10 protein-coding genes are annotated in these 17,294 nt (G+C 73.1%); 8 read left to right on the top strand and 2 right to left on the bottom strand.

Annotated elements, in window-relative coordinates; genetic code table 11:
- Positions 1-63 precede the first annotated feature (63 nt).
- From ACE4Q9_RS13230 to ACE4Q9_RS13205, 6 genes are all read left to right on the top strand, one after another.
- Complete coding sequence (locus ACE4Q9_RS13230) at positions 64-2,016, top strand: protein kinase (protein WP_397984447.1); 1,953 nt, start codon at positions 64-66, stop codon at positions 2,014-2,016.
- A gap of 169 nt (positions 2,017-2,185) precedes the next feature.
- The gene (locus ACE4Q9_RS13225; protein WP_397984446.1) at positions 2,186-4,690 is read left to right on the top strand and encodes a protein kinase; all 2,505 of its coding nucleotides are present in this window, start codon (positions 2,186-2,188) and stop codon (positions 4,688-4,690) included.
- A 164-nt stretch (positions 4,691-4,854) separates the two neighbouring features.
- Positions 4,855-6,615 carry a serine/threonine-protein kinase gene (locus tag ACE4Q9_RS13220; RefSeq protein WP_397984445.1) on the top strand — a complete coding sequence of 587 codons (1,761 nt, stop codon included), beginning with the start codon at positions 4,855-4,857 and terminating at the stop codon, positions 6,613-6,615.
- A gap of 122 nt (positions 6,616-6,737) precedes the next feature.
- Complete coding sequence (locus ACE4Q9_RS13215; protein WP_397984444.1) at positions 6,738-8,450, top strand: serine/threonine-protein kinase; 1,713 nt, start codon at positions 6,738-6,740, stop codon at positions 8,448-8,450.
- Between the two features lie 990 nt (positions 8,451-9,440).
- A complete protein-coding gene (locus ACE4Q9_RS13210; protein WP_397984443.1) occupies positions 9,441-11,069 on the top strand; it encodes a succinic semialdehyde dehydrogenase in 1,629 nt (542 codons plus the stop codon).
- 53 nt (positions 11,070-11,122) lie between these two features.
- On the top strand, positions 11,123-12,967 hold the full coding sequence (locus ACE4Q9_RS13205; RefSeq protein ID WP_397984442.1) for a GMC oxidoreductase: 1,845 nt from the start codon (positions 11,123-11,125) through the stop codon (positions 12,965-12,967).
- 515 nt (positions 12,968-13,482) lie between these two features.
- On the opposite strand, the gene ACE4Q9_RS13200 is transcribed toward ACE4Q9_RS13205, so the two are convergent.
- Positions 13,483-13,791 carry a chorismate mutase gene (locus ACE4Q9_RS13200; protein WP_397984441.1) on the bottom strand — a complete coding sequence of 103 codons (309 nt, stop codon included), beginning with the start codon at positions 13,789-13,791 and terminating at the stop codon, positions 13,483-13,485.
- 407 nt (positions 13,792-14,198) lie between these two features.
- Here ACE4Q9_RS13200 and guaA point away from each other — a divergent pair, with 407 nt between their 5' ends.
- Complete coding sequence (guaA, locus tag ACE4Q9_RS13195; RefSeq protein ID WP_397984440.1) at positions 14,199-15,773, top strand: glutamine-hydrolyzing GMP synthase; 1,575 nt, start codon at positions 14,199-14,201, stop codon at positions 15,771-15,773.
- Between the two features lie 29 nt (positions 15,774-15,802).
- Here guaA and ACE4Q9_RS13190 read toward each other — a convergent pair whose 3' ends face one another.
- Positions 15,803-16,270: a pyridoxamine 5'-phosphate oxidase family protein gene (locus ACE4Q9_RS13190; RefSeq protein ID WP_397984439.1), complete on the bottom strand. Its 468-nt coding sequence runs from the start codon at positions 16,268-16,270 to the stop codon at positions 15,803-15,805.
- A gap of 141 nt (positions 16,271-16,411) precedes the next feature.
- On the opposite strand from ACE4Q9_RS13190, the gene ACE4Q9_RS13185 reads away from it, so the two are divergent.
- Entirely contained in the window at positions 16,412-17,206 is a 795-nt protein-coding gene (locus ACE4Q9_RS13185) for a class II aldolase/adducin family protein (protein WP_397984438.1), read from the top strand.
- Positions 17,207-17,294: the final 88 nt, after the last annotated feature.

Raw genomic sequence — 17,294 nt, 5'->3', positions numbered from 1 at the left:
TGGAGCACTCGCCGGGTGAGAGACAATGGAGGCTCTGTCAGGGCGGGTTGCATGAGGGGACGCATGTCGGAGGCGGAGCGGGCGGGGACATCTCGTCAGGAGACTCGGCAGGACAAGAGCGGACGGCGTCTCCTCGCGGGGCGGTACCGGCTGGGAGACGTGCTGGGCCGCGGCGGCATGGGCACGGTCTGGCGTGCCGAGGACGAGACCCTCGGCCGTACCGTCGCCGTCAAGGAGCTGCGGTTCCCGTCGAACATCGACGAGGAGGAGAAGCGGCGCCTGATCACGCGCACCCTGCGCGAGGCCAAGGCGATCGCCCGGATCCGCAACAACAGCGCGGTGACGGTCTTCGACGTGGTCGACGAGGACGACCGGCCCTGGATCGTCATGGAGCTGGTGGAGGGCAAGTCCCTCGCCGAGGTCATCCGCGAGGACGGCGTGCTGGAACCCAGGCGCGCCGCCGAGGTGGGCCTCGCCGTCCTCGACGTGCTGCGCTCCGCCCACCGCCAGGGCATCCTGCACCGGGACGTGAAGCCGTCCAACGTGCTCATCGCCGACGACGGCCGTGTCGTCCTCACCGACTTCGGCATCGCGCAGGTCGAGGGTGACCCGTCCATCACCTCGACCGGCATGCTCGTCGGCGCCCCCTCCTACATCTCCCCGGAGCGCGCCCGCGGCCACAAGCCGGGCCCCGCGGCCGACCTGTGGTCGCTCGGCGGCCTGCTGTACGCGGCGGTCGAGGGCGTGCCGCCGTACGACAAGGGCTCGGCGATCGCCACGCTCACCGCGGTGATGACCGAGCAGCTGGACGAGCCCAAGAACGCGGGCCCGCTGCGGGACGTCATCTACGGCCTGCTCACCAAGGACCCGGCCGAGCGGCTCGACGACGCCGGGGCGCGGGCCCTGCTCGACAAGGTCATCCACGCGCGCGAGCCGGAGCCGCTGGACGCCACCCGTGTCGTACCGCTGCCGGGGCGGCCGGGCGACGGCGAGGGCAAGCGGAGCGAGGAGGCCGCGGAGAAGCTGCGCGGCGCGCTGCGTTCGGTGCGCAAGGCGGCGGGGGCGGCCGGGGCCGGATCGGGCGCCGCCACCGGTGCCGCGGCGGGCTCGGCGCGGCCGAAGAACGGCGGGCCGGCGCCGGCTTCCGGCGGCTCCGCCAAGGCGCCGGGCACGGCCGCCGGGCCTGCCTCCGCCGGAAAGCCCGCCGGCAGCAAGGCGGGCGACTCCGGTCCCGCGAAGGCGGGTTCGGGCTGGCCCGTGATGCCCCCGCCGGATCTGGACCTGCCGCCGCGGCCGGCGCCGAAGGCCTCGCTCACGGACGTGGTGCCCAAGCGCACGCTGGTGGTCGTGGCCGTGGTGGTGGCCCTCGCGGTGATCGGCACCGTGCTGGCCGTCGCCCTCAGCGGCGGCGGCAAGGACGACAAGGGCGCCGCCCGGACCACGGCCACCCCGAACGCGTCCACCGGGGCGGGACGGACCAAGGGCACGACCGGCGGAACCCGTACGGACGGCGGGAGTTCGGCCCCGACCGCCACGGGCACCGGGTCCGGGGCCGCCACCGGCAAGGACGTCAGCGCGAGCGCGCCGGCCGTCTCCACCCGCACGAGCGGCCAGGGGTACTCGATCGGGCTGCCGAAGGGATGGTCGTACCAGTCGCACGGATCGGCCGGTGACCGTTACACCGGCCCCGGCGGGCAGAAGCTGCTGGTGGCCTGGACCGGCACGCCCAAGGACGACCCGGTGGCGGACTGGAAGAACCAGGAGCACTACATGGTGCGCCCCCAGTACCACCGGATCAGGATTGAGAAGGCGGACTACCGGGGCTGGAACACGGCCGACTGGGAGTTCACCTACGTCGACGGCGGCACCCAGTACCGCACCATCGACCGCGGCTTCGTGGTGAACGGCCACCTCGGGTACGCGCTGATGTACACCGCCAAGGCCGCCGACTGGGACGGCGATCCGCGCAAGGACACCTGGCAGACGCTGACGGCGTCCTTCAAGCCCAAGTCCTAGGCGCCCCAGGGCGGTTCCCCGCGCCGGAATCGGGCAACCGCGCGGTGCGGGTTGCCTCCGGCACGTATCGTGAATGGTTGAGGACCGTACGGAGCCGGATGCGGCCCCGAAACGGGCCACGAGACGAACGGATGTGACCAGACCGGGCGGCCGGGGGAGGGCAGGCGCAATGGACGAGTACGCGGGCCGGGTGCTGGCCGACCGCTACCGCCTGCCGCTGCCGCCGTCCGACGCGTACGAACCGACCGTCACCCGCGCCTTCGACACCTACAGCGGCCAGGAGGTGCTGGTCCGTCAGGTGCCGCTGCCCGAGGTCGTCGAGGCCGAGGTGCTCGACGCGGACGGGCTGCCCGACGGGTTCACCGCGCACGGACGCGCGCCGCGTTCCGTACCGGCCGCGCGGGCCGCGACACGCCGGCCTGCAGAGCCCGCGGTGCGGCGCGCCGTGGAGGCCGCGCAGGCGGCGGCCCGCATCCCCGACCATCCGCGTCTCGACCAGGTCTTCGACGTCTTCGCCGAGGGCGGCTCGCTGTGGATCGTCAGCGAGTGGGTCGCCGCCCGCCCGCTGTCCGCGCTGCTCGCCGAGCGCCCCCTCACGCCCTACCGCGCCGCCGAGGTCGCCTCCGACGTCCTCATGGCCCTGCGCGTCCTGCACGCCCACGGCTGGGTCCACCGCAATGTCACCGCCCGCACGGTCCTCGTCTGCGACGACGGCCGCGTCATGCTGACCGGCCTGGCCGCCGGTGCCGCGGAGGAGGCGCTGTGCGGATACGACCCGGTGCCGGAGGCTGAGGAGGACGCGGCGGCGCCCGGCTTCGCGCCCGGTGCGGGGAGCGCCGGTGAGGCCGCGGTGGGTGCCGGGCGGCGCGATGACATCGTTGTGCCCGACGCCGTGGACCCCGGCGCCCTGGACCCCGAGGCCGCACGGCGGGCCGCCATTCAGGCACGGGCGGCGGGCGGGCCGACGGCGCCCGGGATGCCGGGTGCGCCGGGAGTCCCAGGGGCTGGGGGTACCCCCGGAGTTCCGGGGCCGAACGGGGTGTCCGGCATCCCCGAGGCGCCCGGTACGGCGGGGCAGCGGGCGCTGGAGAGCGGTGCCGACATCCGTGCCGCGCGGGCCGGGGCGATCGCGGCGTACCGGGCGGGGGCCCGTGCCGCCGCGCGGGTGCAGGAGGCCCAGCGGGGCGAACGCGCCGCGCTGCCCGGCGCCCGGCGGCCCACGGAGGGCGACACGGGCGCCGGCGCGGTCCACCGGAGCGGGAGCGAAGGCGAGGGTACGGCGCGGTCGGCGCCGTACCCCGGTCGTCCCGCCCCTGAGGCACACGGGCCGCACGACGCCCGCGCGGCACACAGGACGCCGGCCCCCGGCCCGCACGGTCTCGAACCCGCGCGGCACGAATCCCCGGCCGCGATGGCCGCCGTACCGCCGCAGGCGCAGGCCCGCTGGGACGAGGCGGGGCCCGGTGCCGGTGCGCGGTGGCCCGCCGGGGCGCTCGCCGCCGAGCGGGCGCGGCAGGCGCGGATGGCCCTGGTGGGGCCGGTGACCGAGCGGTGGGCGCCGGAACAGGCCGGGCCCGTGCACGAGAACTGGCAGCTCGCGGCGCCGGTCGGACCCGCCACCGATCTGTGGGCGCTGGGCGCGCTGCTGTTCCGGGCCGTGCAGGGACACGCGCCCTATCCGGAGGAATCCAGCGCCGAACTGGTGCAGTTGGTGTGCGCGGAGCCGCCCGCGTACGCCGAGGAGTGCGGGCCGCTGCGCCCGGTGGTGGAGTCCCTGCTGCGCCAGGACCCCACCGAGCGGCCGGACTTCGAGGAACTGGGCGGCTGGCTGCGCTCGCTGGTGCGGTCCGCGCCCGAGCCGGAGGCCGGCACCCATGTGGTGCCGGTACCGCCCGATCCCCGGCGGCTGCCCATCGTCCGGCGCCGGGGCGAGCTGGTGCGGCGACGTCGCGCCCGGCTGCCCGAGCACGCCCGCCACAAGCGGGACCGCCAGGAGGGGAGTTCGCCGCACCGCCTGGGCCGGCTGCTGCTGGTGCTGATCCTCCTGCTGCTGGCCGGCGTGGTCGCGTACGCGATGCTCTTCATGCCGAAGCAGCACGCGCACCACGCGCAGGGCGGGGCCGGTACGACCCCTTCGGCCGGCCCGGCGAGCCCCGCCCCCTCCGGTTCCGGGCAGGGTCCCTCCGTCACCGACACCCAGGCGGGCGGCACTTCCTCCGTCCCCGCCGGCTTCGCCCTGCGCAAGGATCCCGAGGGCTTCGACATCGCCGTCGCCAAGGGCTGGACGCGCACCCCGAAGAACGGCAGCGGTGAAATCGTCTACTCCCACGGCGACTTCGAGCTTCTGGTCGTACCCGGAAGAGACGGCTCGGCGGCGTACGGCGGCGATCCGATGGCCTATCAGCGGGACAAGGAGCGCGAGCTCCAGCCGTACCGCGACTCCAGCTGGGCCACCGCCACCGGGCTGCGTACCATCGAGGTGGGCGGACGGACCATGGCCGAGGGACAGTTCACCTGGGCCGACGGGCAGGGCCGCGACCTTTTCGTACGCAACATGGCGATCCTGCTCGACGGGCGCTACCACATCCTCCAGGTCCGCGGCCCGGACGCCGACCGGGACGAGGTGACCCGGCTGTACGAGGAAGCTACCGCGACGTACCGCTACACCGGTTGAGCACGGCGTACACAACGGCTCCGGCCCGGCGCGCCGGTTCCCGTTCTCACGCGGAAATGACCATCGTCACAGTGCGGTTTCCTTGGGACCCCGCTTGTTCCCTGCGAACGGGCCGGTCCTTAGTCTGACCCCTGACAAAAGCATTGCGGGGCAACGTGAATCAGATGCAGGGCCTGCTCATAGCGGGCCGCTACCGGCTTGCCGAATCCATCGGCAGCGGCGGCATGGGCCGGGTGTGGCGCGCCCACGACGAGGTGCTGCACCGGGCGGTCGCGGTCAAGGAGTTGACCGCCGCGCTCTACGTCTCCGACAGCGACCAGGCCGTGCTGCTCGCCCGCACCCGTGCGGAGGCGCGGGCCGCGGCGCGCATCAACCACTCCGCGGTCGTCACCGTGCACGACGTCCTCGACCACGACGGCCGCCCGTGGATCGTGATGGAACTGGTCGAGGGCAACTCGCTGGCCGACGCGGTCAAGGAGCAGGGGCGCATCGAGCCGCGGGAGGCCGCGCGGATCGGGCTGTGGGTGCTGCGGGCGCTGCGCGCCGCACACTCCGCCGGTGTGCTGCACCGCGATGTGAAGCCTGGCAACGTTCTCCTCGGCCGCGACGGGCGGGTGCTGCTCACCGACTTCGGCATCGCCCAGATCGAGGGCGACTCCACCATCACCCGCACCGGAGAGGTCGTCGGCTCGGTCGACTACCTCGCGCCCGAGCGGGTGCGCGGCCACGACCCCGGCCCCGCCTCCGACCTGTGGGCGCTCGGGGCGACGCTGTACACGGCGGTGGAGGGGCGTTCGCCGTTCCGCCGCACCTCGCCGCTGAGCACCATGCAGGCGGTCGTCGAGGAGGACGCCGAACAGCCGGGCAACGCCGGGCCGCTCGGCCCGGTCATCTCCGCGCTGCTGCGCAAGGAGCCGGAGCGGCGGCCGAGCGCGGAGGAGGCCGAGCAGATGCTCGCCGAGGCCGCGGAGGGCCGCCGGCCGAGCGCCGCGCAGGCGTACGTGCCGACCCAGACCTCCGGCCTGCACGGTCCGGGGGACGGCGGCGGCTACGGCACGCAGGGTCAGACGACGAACGGCCAGGCCCCGAACGGCCACGCTCTGCACGGCCAGGCCCCGAACGGCCACGCCCTGAACGGCCCGTCCACGACGGGCCCGGCCGTGGCCGGCACGCAGCCGGGCGGCCCGCACCCGGCCGGTCCGTCGGCCGTCGGGTCCACGGCCGTGGGCCCCGTGCCGGACGGGCACGGCGGCGGGCGGCCGGTCCGCCCCCGGCGCAAGCTGCGCACCCTCGCGCTCGTCGTCGCCGTCGCGGCCGTGCTCGGCGGTGGCGCCGCGGTGGGCTTCCAGGAGTGGAACAGCTCGCGGCACGGCAGCGCGGCGCACGGTACGACCCCCGGCCCGGCCTCCTCGGCGAGCCCGGGCGACCAGGACACCGGCACGGTGCCCGCCAGCTGGGAGACCCACCACGACCCGCTGGGCTTCAGCATCTCCCTGCCCAAGGGCTGGAAGCGCCAGGTCTACGGCATCAACGGCCCGCTGAAACAGATCGACTACACCCCCGACGGCGGCAAGCACTTCGTCCGCATCTCCATCGACAGCTCGCCGGACTTCGTCGACGCCTACGAACACCAGAAGGACCTGGAACAGCAGCTCCAACGGCTGGTCGGCTACCAGCGGGTGACCCTCAAGCAGAACATCTACCGCGACCGCAGCGGCTCGCTGTGGGAGTACACCTGGGACGCGCTGAAGAAGGACCCGCCGCACGTGGCGGGCCCGCGGCACGCGATCGAGGAGACGTACTTCTCGCGCGAGGGCACCGAGTACGCCATCTACATGTCCGGACCCGCCGCCGACTGGCCGGGGACCGGCAAGCAGTTCAAGTGGGTGCTCCAGAGCTGGCAGCAGCCGGGGCAGACGGGATGAACTGCGCTGCGCCGAACGGGTGCTCTTTGCGAGTGAAACGGCCGAAAACGAGTCACTGAACGGCGCGGCTTGGCCGATCGGAGCCCCGGAGCGGATGGGTCCGTTGCGGCATGATGGGCCCCATGGGGACCGAGGGCGCCGACTTCCGGGTGATCGCCGGCCGGTACCGCCTCCAGGCGCGTATCGGGCGCGGCGGCATGGGCGTCGTATGGCGGGCGAGCGACGAGCTGCTGGGCCGGCTCGTCGCGGTCAAGGAGATCCTCGCGGACGACGCGCTCCCGGAGGACGACGCGCGGCGCCGCCGCGACCGTACGTTCCGGGAGGCGCGCGCGGTCGCGCAGCTGCGGCACCCGCACATCATCGTGGTGCACGACGTGGTGGAGCAGGACGAACGGCCGTACCTGGTCATGGAGCTGATCGACGGCTGCTCGCTCGCCGACCGGATCGCCCGGCACGGCCCGGTGACCCCGGCCGAGGCCGCGCGGATCGGGATCGCCCTGCTCAGCGCGCTGGACACCGCGCACGATGCCGGGGTGCTGCACCGGGACATCAAGCCCGCGAACGTCCTGATCGAGTCCGGCACCGAGCGGGTCGTGCTCACCGACTTCGGCATCGCGCAGGTCGCCGGCGCCACCACGCTCACCGAGACCGGCTCCTTCGTCGGCTCGCCCGAGTACACCGCGCCCGAGCGGATGTCCGGGGTGCGCACCGGCCCGGAGTCCGACCTGTGGTCGCTGGGCGCGCTGCTGTGCACGGTGCTCAGCGGCGAGTCGCCGTTCCGGCGCGACTCGCTCGGCGGCATCCTGCACGCCGTGGTCGCGGCCGAGATCCGGCCGCCCGTCGAGGCCGAGCCGCTGGGGCCGGTCGTACGGGGGCTGCTGGAGCGCGACCCGGACCGCCGGCTCGACGCGGCACAGGCCGAGCGGATGCTGCGCGTCTACCTGGAGACCGGGCGGACCCCCGAGACGCCGCCGGAGCCGGCGGGCACCTCGCGCGGGCACCGGCTCGCGGTGGGACGCCCGCCGCGGTCCCTGCCACCGCCGCCCGTCCTGCCGGGCGATCCCGAGCCGCTGTCCGGCCCGGCGGCGGGCGCGGGCGCGGGCGCGGTCACGGCGGAGGCGCCGCCCGGCCGCTCCTCGACGCGCTCGGTGCTGGTGGCGGCGCTGCTGATCGCGGCGCTCGCGGCGGCGGGCGGCTCGGCCGCGACCCTGCTGATCAACCGGAACGAGGGCGGAGGCGGCGGGAGTCCGGGGGGTACCGCGACGACACCGGCGACCGGGGGCGCGAGCGGTACGCGCACCGGGCCGTCGCCCTCGCCCTCGGCCACGACCCCGGCCCCGACGCCGTCCCGGTCGGGCTCCCCGTCCCTGCCGCCGGTCCCGGTCCCTGGCACCGCGCCCTCCGGCTACCGCACCGCCCGCGACCCCGCCGGGTTCTCGCTCGCCGTGCCCGACGACTTCACCCGCAGCCCGCAGGGGGAGCGGGTGTTCTACCTGTCGCCGGAGGGCACGTACCGCCTCGGGGTCAGGGTCTCCGCCCCCCAACCCGGCGGCCCGCAGGCCGTGATGAAGGGTCAGGCGGCCGACGGATCGGTGTCGAACCCCGGTTACCACGACGGCCGGGTCACCCGCACCACGCACGCCGGACACCCCGCCGCGCTCTGGGAGTTCACCTGGAACGGCTACACCGCGGCGGAGGGACCACGGCACACGTACGACCTGTGCTGGGAGGAATCCGGGCGGCTGTACGACGTGTGGGTGTCGGCGCCGGTGGGGAAGGTGCGGGAGGCGCGGGAGTACTTCGACGTCGCGCTGGACACGTTCTCGGCGTCCTGAGCCGTACTCCGCCGGCTGCCGTCCGGCCGCCGCGGATACCGGGCAGTGCGGGTGGTGCCGGTAGTGCTTGTGGTGCCGGTGGGGCTGGTGCCGGGACTTGTGCTGGGGCCGGTGGCGCCGGGGCTGGTGCCGGCGGCGCCGGGGTCGGCGAGGCCGGTGAAGAACGGCCGGCCGGAGAGGGGCCTTCCGGGGCCGGTGGTGGCGGGTTGGGCGGTGCCGGGACTGGTGATGCCGGGATCGGCGGAGGCGGGTCGGTCGAAGGCGGCCCTGGCGGGAGTGGGGCCGGGGCCGGTGGTGCCGGGGGTGGCGGAGGCGGGTCGGGCGGAGTCGGTGCCGTAGGCGGCGGGAGTCGGCTCGGCGAGGGCGTCTCCTTCGGAGCTCCCGAGCGTGCGGCCGGTCCCGGTGATGGGCCCGCTTCCGGCCTGTGGTCCCTGGGCGTCCTGCTGCGTACCGCCCTCGGTGGCACCGGCCCCGGCCCGCTCGCCTCCCTCCTGGACCGGCTGCACGCCGAGCGGCCCGAGGCCCGGCCGGGCGCGGAGCAGGTGGCGGCGGAGCCGCGGGAGTACCTGGGGGTGACCGACGTACCTGAGCCGGCCGAGGCAGGAGACGTACGAGACGTACACGCGCGGAACGTACGAGACGGGCGGGACCCCGGCGTCGTACCGGACGCGCACTCACAGCCGCAGCCGCAGCCGCTACCGAAGTCGCACCCGCGCCCGAACCCCGGCCCAAAGCCCGCCCCCGAGCCGCACCCGAACACCGAACCCGCCCCCCACCCCCGACCCCCAGCCGGCCTCCACCCCCGCCCCCCGCCGCCCTCACCCTCCTCCTGGCGAAAAACCCGCGGGCGACCGATCGGGCGGGTGTTCGAGCAGGCAACCCGCCGATCAGGCCATTCATGCCAGTGAACACTGGCGCGGTGTGAGTACTCGGTGAATCCCCGTTACCGACGGGTACACAAAGCGTTCGCCGCGGCATACCCTGCGCCTCATGACGGACACGCAGGCCCCGGACACGCAGGCCCCGGCCATCGCCGGTACCAACCCCCTCGCGCCCTCACCCGAGGGTGCCCGCACCGCCGCCGACGTGGTCACCCCGGAACTGGTGGCCCGGCTGGCCAAGGGCGTCACCGGTTCCGGCCGGACCGCCAACCACACGCCGTTCACCGGCGAGAAGCTGGCCGACCTGCCCGAGTCCACCCCCGCGGACGTGCTCGACGCCTTCGAGGCGGCCCGCGCCGCGCAGGCCGTCTGGGAGCGCACCCCGGTACGGCAGCGGGCCGCCGTCCTGCTCCGCTTCCACGACCTGATCCTCGAACGCCAGGCCGAGATCCTCGACCTGATCCAGTTGGAGACCGGCAAGGCCCGGCTGCACGCGCACGAGGAGGTGCTGGCCGTCGCCATCGCGGCCCGCCACTACGGCCGCAAGGCCCCCGCGTACCTCCACCCGAAGCGGCACACCGGCGCCGTGCCGACCCTGACGAAGGTCACCGAACTGCGCCACCCGCGCGGCGTCGTGGGCCAGATCGCGCCCTGGAACTACCCCCTGGAACTGTCCGTCGGCGACGCGCTGCCCGCCTTCGTCGCGGGCAACGCGGTCGTGATGAAGCCGGACACCGAGACCTGCCTCACCGCGTTGTGGGCCCGCGATCTGCTGATCGAGGCCGGGCTGCCCGAGGGCGTCTTCCAGGTCGTCATCGGCGAAGGACCGGTCGTCGGGCCCGAGCTGGTCAAGCACGCCGACTACGTCTCCTTCACGGGCTCCACCCGCACCGGCCGCGAGGTCGCCCAGGGCGCCGCCGCCCGGCTGATCGGCGTCTCCCTCGAACTCGGCGGCAAGAACGCCATGCTGGTGCTGGACGACGCCGACATCGAGAAGGCCGCCGCCGGTGCCGTACGCGCCTGCTTCTCCTCCGCCGGCCAACTCTGCATCTCCATCGAGCGGTTGTACGTCCACGAGTCGATCGCCGATGCCTTCCTGGAGCGCTTCGCCGCCCGCACCAAGGCCATGCGGCTCGGCAACTGCCTCGCCTACGGCGCCGAGATGGGCTCCCTGGTCGGCGAGCGCCAGCTGGAGACCGTCGAACGGCATGTGCGCGAGGCAGTCGACAAGGGCGCCAAGGTGCTCGCGGGCGGCGTGGCCCGGCCCGACATCGGCCCCTACTTCTACGAGCCCACCATCCTCGACGGCGTCGAGCACTCCATGGCGGTCTGCGAGGAGGAGACCTTCGGCCCGGTCGTCTCCGTCTACCGCTTCTCGGACCTGGATGACGCGATCGAGCGCGCCAACGCCACGCCGTACGGCCTCAACGCCTCCGTCTGGACCACCAGTTCGAGCCGCGGCCGCGGGGTCGCCGCCCGGCTGCGCACCGGCACGGTCAACATCAACGAGGGCTACGCCCCCGCCTACGGCAGCGTCCAGTCCCCGATGGGCGGCATGAAGGACTCAGGCCTCGGCCGCCGCCACGGCTCCGAAGGCATTCTCAAGTACACCGAGGCCCAGACGGTCGCTCAGCAGCGGCTGCTGCCGATGGCGCCCTCGCTGGGCATGACGGAGGAGGGCTACGCCCGCCTGATGACCACGAGCCTGCGCCTGCTGAAGGCGTTCCGCTTCCGTTAGAGACCCAGTGCCAAGTTCCCGTTCGAAGCCCCTGTTCCCGACGAGGAGAGCACGTGTCCCAGGAGAACCCTGCCCAGACCCGGAACGAGAACGGGCGCGACGGCGACGACGCGCATGACGGGTACGACGGGTACGACTACGACGTCATCGTGATCGGCTCGGGGTTCGGCGGCTCGGTGTCGGCCCTGCGCCTGACCGAGAAGGGCTACCGGGTCGGCGTCCTCGAAGCCGGGCGCCGCTTCACCCGTACGTCCCTGCCGAAGAACTCCTGGGACCTGAAGAACTACCTCTGGGCCCCGAAGCTCGGCCTGTACGGCATCCAGCGCATCCATCTGCTGGGCAATGTGATGGTGCTGGCCGGCGCGGGCGTCGGCGGCGGCTCGCTCAACTACGCCAACACCCTCTACGTCCCGCCGAAGGCGTTCTTCGCGGACCCCCAGTGGAAGGACATCACCGACTGGCAGGAGGAGTTGAAGCCGTACTACGACCAGGCCAAGCGCATGCTCGGCGTGCGGCTCAACCCGACGATGACCCCCTCGGACGTCCATCTCAAGGCCGCCGCCGAGCGGATGGGCGTCGGCGACACCTTCCACTTCGCACCGGTGGGCGTCTTCTTCGGGGACGGCAAGGACGCGGACGGCACGGTCAAGGCGGCGCCGGGACAGCGCGTACCCGACCCGTACTTCGGCGGGGCGGGCCCGGAGCGCACCGCCTGCACCGAGTGCGGCGAGTGCATGACCGGCTGCCGGCACGGCGCCAAGAACACGCTCAACGAGAACTACCTCCACCTCGCCGAGAAGGCGGGCGCGGTGGTCCACCCCATGACCACGGTGGTGTCGGTCACCGACGACTCGCGCGGCGGGTACGCGGTGGCCACCCTGCCGACGGACCGCAGGAAGAAGGGCGCGGGACGGCTGTTCACCGCGCGCCGCGTCGTGCTCGCCGCCGGCACGTACGGCACCCAGACCCTGCTGCACCGGATGAAGGCGAACGGCCACCTGCCGTACCTCTCACCCAAGTTGGGCGTGCTGACCCGCACCAACTCCGAGGCGCTGGTGGGCGCGCAGACCGACAGCCGCCGTTACCGCAAGGCGCACGGCGCCCCGCGGGCCGACTTCACCCGGGGCGTCGCGATCACCTCCTCGATCCACCCGGACGAGAACACCCACATCGAGCCGGTCCGCTACGGCAAGGGCTCCAACGCGATGGGCGGCCTGTCCATCCTCCAGGTGCCGTACACCGAGGGCTCCTCGCGGGCGCTGGCCTGGCTGGCGAACGCGGCCCGGCACCCCGCCCTGGTGCTGCGCTCGCTGTCCAACCGCCGCTGGTCGGAACGGAGCATCATCGGCCTGGTGATGCAGTCCCTGGACAACTCGCTGACGACGTACCTGAAGCCGGACGGCGTCGGCAAGGGCCTGCTCACCGCGCGGCAGGGGCACGGCGTGCCCAATCCCAAGCAGATCAGGGCCGCCACCGAGGCCGCCACCGCGCTCGCCGCCGAGATCAACGGCTTCCCCGGCAGCAACGTCGGCGAACTGATGGGCACCCCGCTCACCGCGCACTTCCTCGGCGGCTGCCCCATCGGCGACTCGCCCGACACCGGGGTGATCGACCCGTACCACCGGCTGTACGGCCACCCCGGCATCTCGGTCGTGGACGGCGCGGCGGTCTCGGCGAACCTGGGGGTCAACCCCTCGCTGACGATCACCGCGCAGGCCGAGCGGGCCATGTCGTTCTGGCCGAACAAGGGCGAGGAGGACCCGCGGCCGGTGCCGGGAGCGGCGTACGAGCGGCTGAAGCCGGTGGAGCCGCGGTCGCCCGCGGTCCCGGCGGAGGCGTTCGGCGCACTGCGGCTGCCGTTCCTGGGGATGCCGGCGGTGCCGCCGAAGGCGGAGTAGCCAGGTGTGACGCAGATCACTGACCGATGGCCGGGTCCGGCGCAACCCTTCCGTGCCGTCGCCGATCAAACCTGCTACCGGATCAAGAAGACGGTGGTGAGGGACCTGCCTTCGGAGGGGGATGCAGGTCCCTCTTCTCATGGGTCCGAGGGGTCCTGAGTTCTCATGGGCCCGAGGGGTCCTGAGTTCTCATGGGCCCGAGGGTTCTGAGGGCTGTCGTGGTCTGCGCGGGGACGGGGACCGGTGTTCCGCCGGTCGGCTCCGGGCGTCCCCGGAGCCGACCGTTCTCTTGGTGACCGGGCTGCTGTCCCCTGCCGTCCGGTCACTTCCCTGGAGCGAGGTCCCACGGCGTACGGCACGACCCGTACGCCTCATCGCTCCAGCGAGCCACGCGTGGTTCTGTCGGGCCCGCCCCTGGCTGGCACGGACACCCCGCTAACGAAGCCGCCCGCGGGGCGGTCACGGCGCCGTACGGGTGAGACGGTGGCCGAACTCACGTCGGATAATCGGGTGACTCAGACCCGGCCCCGGCACAGCTCCAGCAGGGTCATGGCGAGCGCGGTGCCGGGCTTGCCCAGCGCCTCGCGGTAGCGGGAGAGGATCTCCATCTCGCGGTTGAGGCTGAGCCGCCGGCCGCCGGAAGAGATGCGGGTCTGCTGGACGACGGCGGAGACGGCCGTCCGCTCCTGGATGAGGCCGATGATCCGGTCGTCGATCGCGTCGATGCGCTCACGGGCGGCGGCGATGGCCGCCTCCGGCGTCACGGCGGGCCCCTCGGGGGTCGCTCCGGAGGTGGTGGTGTCTTCGGGGGTGGTGGTGGTCATGCCGGGGGCTCCTGATCGTTTCGTACGGGTGCGGATGCCCTGGAACCGTGTGACCCGGAGAAACGACAGGCGCCCCTGGGCCTTGTCGGCCCGGGGCGCCTGGGGTGTCGCTTAAGCGTTCGGCTAAGCAGCACGACCATGGCAACCGGCGGGCCGGATGCCATAGGTAAAGACGAAGGTCGCGTGCTGAAGCATGGCGCCAGTATGCCACGGCCGGTGCGCCGCCCCCGCCGTCACGGCGCTCCCGGCCGGACGGAGCGCGCTCCCGGTCCGGCGGAGTGTGCCCCCGGCTCGACGGATCGCCCTCCTGGCCCGGCGGAGTGCGCTTCCGGCTCGACGGAGTGCTTCGCGCCCGCACCGTTAGACTCGTAGTACAGACCCCCGCCCGGACCACCAGAAGGCACCCCGTGTCATCAGCGACTCCCACTGCCCCCGACACCGTCCTGGTCGTCGACTTCGGTGCGCAGTACGCCCAGCTCATCGCCCGACGCGTCCGCGAGGCGCGGGTCTACAGCGAGATCGTGCCGAGCACCATGCCGGTCAAGGAGATGCTCGCCAAGAAGCCCGCGGCGATCATCCTCTCCGGCGGCCCCTCGTCGGTGTACGAGGAGGGCGCGCCCACCCTCGACCGCGAGATCTTCGAGGCCGGCGTCCCCGTCTTCGGCATGTGCTACGGCTTCCAGCTGATGGCGCTCACCCTCGGCGGTTCCGTCGACAACAACGGCGCCCGTGAGTACGGCCGCACCGACCTGCACGTCTCCAAGTGCTCCTCCACCCTGTTCGAGGGCACCCCGGCCGAGCAGCAGGTCTGGATGTCGCACGGCGACGCCTGCTCCGCCGCCCCCGAGGGCTTCTCCGTCACCGCGTCCACCGACCTGGTCCCGGTCGCCGCGTTCGAGAACGACGAGAAGAAGCTCTACGGCGTCCAGCACCACCCCGAGGTCATGCACTCCACCTACGGTCAGCAGGTGCTGGAGCACTTCCTGTACCGCGGCGCGGGCCTGGAGCCGACCTGGACCACGGGCAATGTGATCGAGGAGCAGGTCGAGGCCATCCGCGAGCTGGTCGGCGACAAGCGCGCGATCTGCGGCCTGTCCGGCGGCGTGGACTCCGCGGTGGCCGCCGCCCTGGTGCAGAAGGCCATCGGCTCCCAGCTGACCTGCGTCTACGTCGACCACGGCCTGATGCGCAAGGGCGAGACCGAGCAGGTCGAGAAGGACTTCGTCGCGGCCACCGGCGTGCAGCTGAAGGTCGTCGACGCCGAGGAGCGCTTCCTGAAGGCTCTCGCCGGGGTCAGCGACCCGGAGGAGAAGCGCAAGATCATCGGCCGTGAGTTCATCCGCGTCTTCGAGCAGGCGCAGGCCGAGATCATCGCGGACGAGGGCCCGGCCGTGGAGTTCCTGGTCCAGGGCACCCTCTACCCGGACGTGGTCGAGTCCGGCGGCGGCACCGGCACCGCCAACATCAAGTCGCACCACAACGTCGGCGGTCTGCCCGAGGACCTCGAGTTCAAGCTGATCGAACCGCTGCGCAAGCTGTTCAAGGACGAGGTCCGGATGGTCGGCCAGGAGCTGGGCCTGCCGGACGAGATCGTCCAGCGGCAGCCGTTCCCCGGTCCGGGCCTCGGCATCCGGATCGTCGGCGAGGTGACCAAGGAGCGCCTGGACCTGCTGCGCGACGCCGACGCCATCGCCCGCGAGGAGCTGACCGCGGCCGGCCTGGACCGCGACATCTGGCAGTGCCCGGTGGTCCTGCTCGCCGACGTGCGCAGCGTGGGCGTCCAGGGCGACGGCCGCACCTACGGTCACCCGATCGTGCTGCGTCCCGTCTCCTCCGAGGACGCCATGACCGCCGACTGGTCCCGGCTGCCCTACGACGTCCTCGCCCGTATCTCGACCCGCATCACCAACGAGGTCCGGGACGTCAACCGCGTCGTCCTCGACGTCACCTCGAAGCCGCCGGGCACCATCGAGTGGGAGTAGGCCCGAGCGGAGCCCGGCTCCGCTGAGGCTCAGGTCCGCCGGAGGGTCCGCACCGGCTCTCCCGGCTTCCAGACCTGGACGACCAGATACCGGTCGTCCTCGACGGAGGTCCTCACGACCTCCGTCAGCTCGGTGCGGAAGAGGTGGAACGGCTCCGGCGGTTCCGCCTCTTCCACATACCCGGCCTTCGTCTCCCCGTCCCCGACCTCGTAAGCCCGTCCGCTGATCCGCACGTCCCCGCCGGCCATGTCGGTCCCCCCGCCCGGATTGGCCTGGAGCGCGAACCGCGGATCGCGCAGCAGATCGCGGGCCTTCAGCGAATCCGGCATCATGCCGAGCCACAGCTCGCCGCCGCGGAAGTCCACCTCCAGACCACAGGCGCGCGGGGAGCCGTCCCGGCGCAGGGTGACGAGGACGTGGTGGCGGAAGGCGCCGAAGCGCTCCTCGACGGCCCTGGCGAGGTCCGGTTCGGTCGCGGTGAAGTCTGCCCAGTTCATACCGGCCGAGTGTGCTCCCCAACCCTGACATCTTCTGTCACCTTTCTCATCTGCGCGTCATCTTTACGGAACAGCCCTGCCTTTCCGCGCTGACCGGCGGTAACTTCCGGCCCGTACCGCACCCCCAGCGCTGGAGGACCTATGAGCGGGCCCACCCCGCCGCTGCCGCTGCCCACCCACCAGTTGCAGTTCGCCATGCCGCCGACGCACGACTCGGTCGAGGACGCGCGCCGGCACCGCAAGGAACGGCTCGCCGGAGCCCTGCGGATCTTCGGGCGGAACGGCTTCGAGGACGGCGTCTCCGGCCATATCACCGCCCGCGACCCGGAGTTCAGCGACTGCTTCTGGGTCAACCCCTTCGGCATGCCCTTCAAGCACGTCACCGTCAGCGACCTCGTCCTCGCCAACCAGGACGGACAGGTCATCGAGGGCCGCTACCACGTCAACCAGGCCGCCTTCACCGTGCACGTCCAGGTCCACGCCGCCCGCCCGGACGTCGTCGCCGTCGCCCACTGCCACTCCGTGCACGGCCGCGCCCTCGCCGCTCTCGGCGACCTCATCGACCCCCTCACCCAGGAGAGCTGCGCCTTCTACGAGGACGCCGCCCTCTACGACGCCTACACCGGAGTCACCGTCGACGCCGCGGAAGGCCGCCGCATCGCCGCCGCGCTCGGCTCCCGCAAGGCGCTGGTGCTGCGCAACCACGGGCTGCTCACCGTCGGCGGTTCCGTGGACGCCGCCGCCTGGTGGTTCCTGTCCATGGACCGCTGCTGCCGGGTGCAGCTGCTGGCCCGCGCGGCCGGCCGCCCGGTCCTCATCGACCACAAACTCGCCGTCGCCACCCGCGAACAACTCGGCGGCGACCTCGTGGCCTGGATCAACTACCAGCCCCTGCGGCAGGAAGTCACCCGCAGCGAACCCGACCTGCTCGACTGAGGCCCTGGGGCGGCCGGGATCGCTCGCGTCAACACCTTGCCGGGCAGTTCACTCTCCAGAATCATGTCGGCGGCCCCCGGCCGGTCCC

It is taken from the genome of Streptomyces sp. AM6-12 (assembly GCF_044327085.1).
Lineage (GTDB): Bacteria > Actinomycetota > Actinomycetes > Streptomycetales > Streptomycetaceae > Streptomyces.
Note: the sequence above shows the minus strand (reverse complement) of the source record. Positions and strands in the feature narration are given on the sequence as shown.

Bases quoted from the DNA above. Each gene is read 5' to 3' on its own strand.
- ACE4Q9_RS13210 (WP_397984443.1), top strand. From the start codon at position 9,441: ATGACGGACACGCAGGCCCCGGACACGCAGGCCCCGGCCATCGCCGGT.
- ACE4Q9_RS13185 (WP_397984438.1), top strand. From the start codon at position 16,412: ATGAGCGGGCCCACCCCGCCGCTGCCGCTGCCCACCCACCAGTTGCAG.
- ACE4Q9_RS13190 (WP_397984439.1), bottom strand. From the start codon at position 16,270: ATGAACTGGGCAGACTTCACCGCGACCGAACCGGACCTCGCCAGGGCC.
- ACE4Q9_RS13220 (WP_397984445.1), top strand. From the start codon at position 4,855: ATGCAGGGCCTGCTCATAGCGGGCCGCTACCGGCTTGCCGAATCCATC.
- ACE4Q9_RS13230 (WP_397984447.1), top strand. From the start codon at position 64: ATGTCGGAGGCGGAGCGGGCGGGGACATCTCGTCAGGAGACTCGGCAG.
- ACE4Q9_RS13225 (WP_397984446.1), top strand. From the start codon at position 2,186: ATGGACGAGTACGCGGGCCGGGTGCTGGCCGACCGCTACCGCCTGCCG.
- ACE4Q9_RS13200 (WP_397984441.1), bottom strand. From the start codon at position 13,791: ATGACCACCACCACCCCCGAAGACACCACCACCTCCGGAGCGACCCCC.
- ACE4Q9_RS13215 (WP_397984444.1), top strand. From the start codon at position 6,738: ATGGGGACCGAGGGCGCCGACTTCCGGGTGATCGCCGGCCGGTACCGC.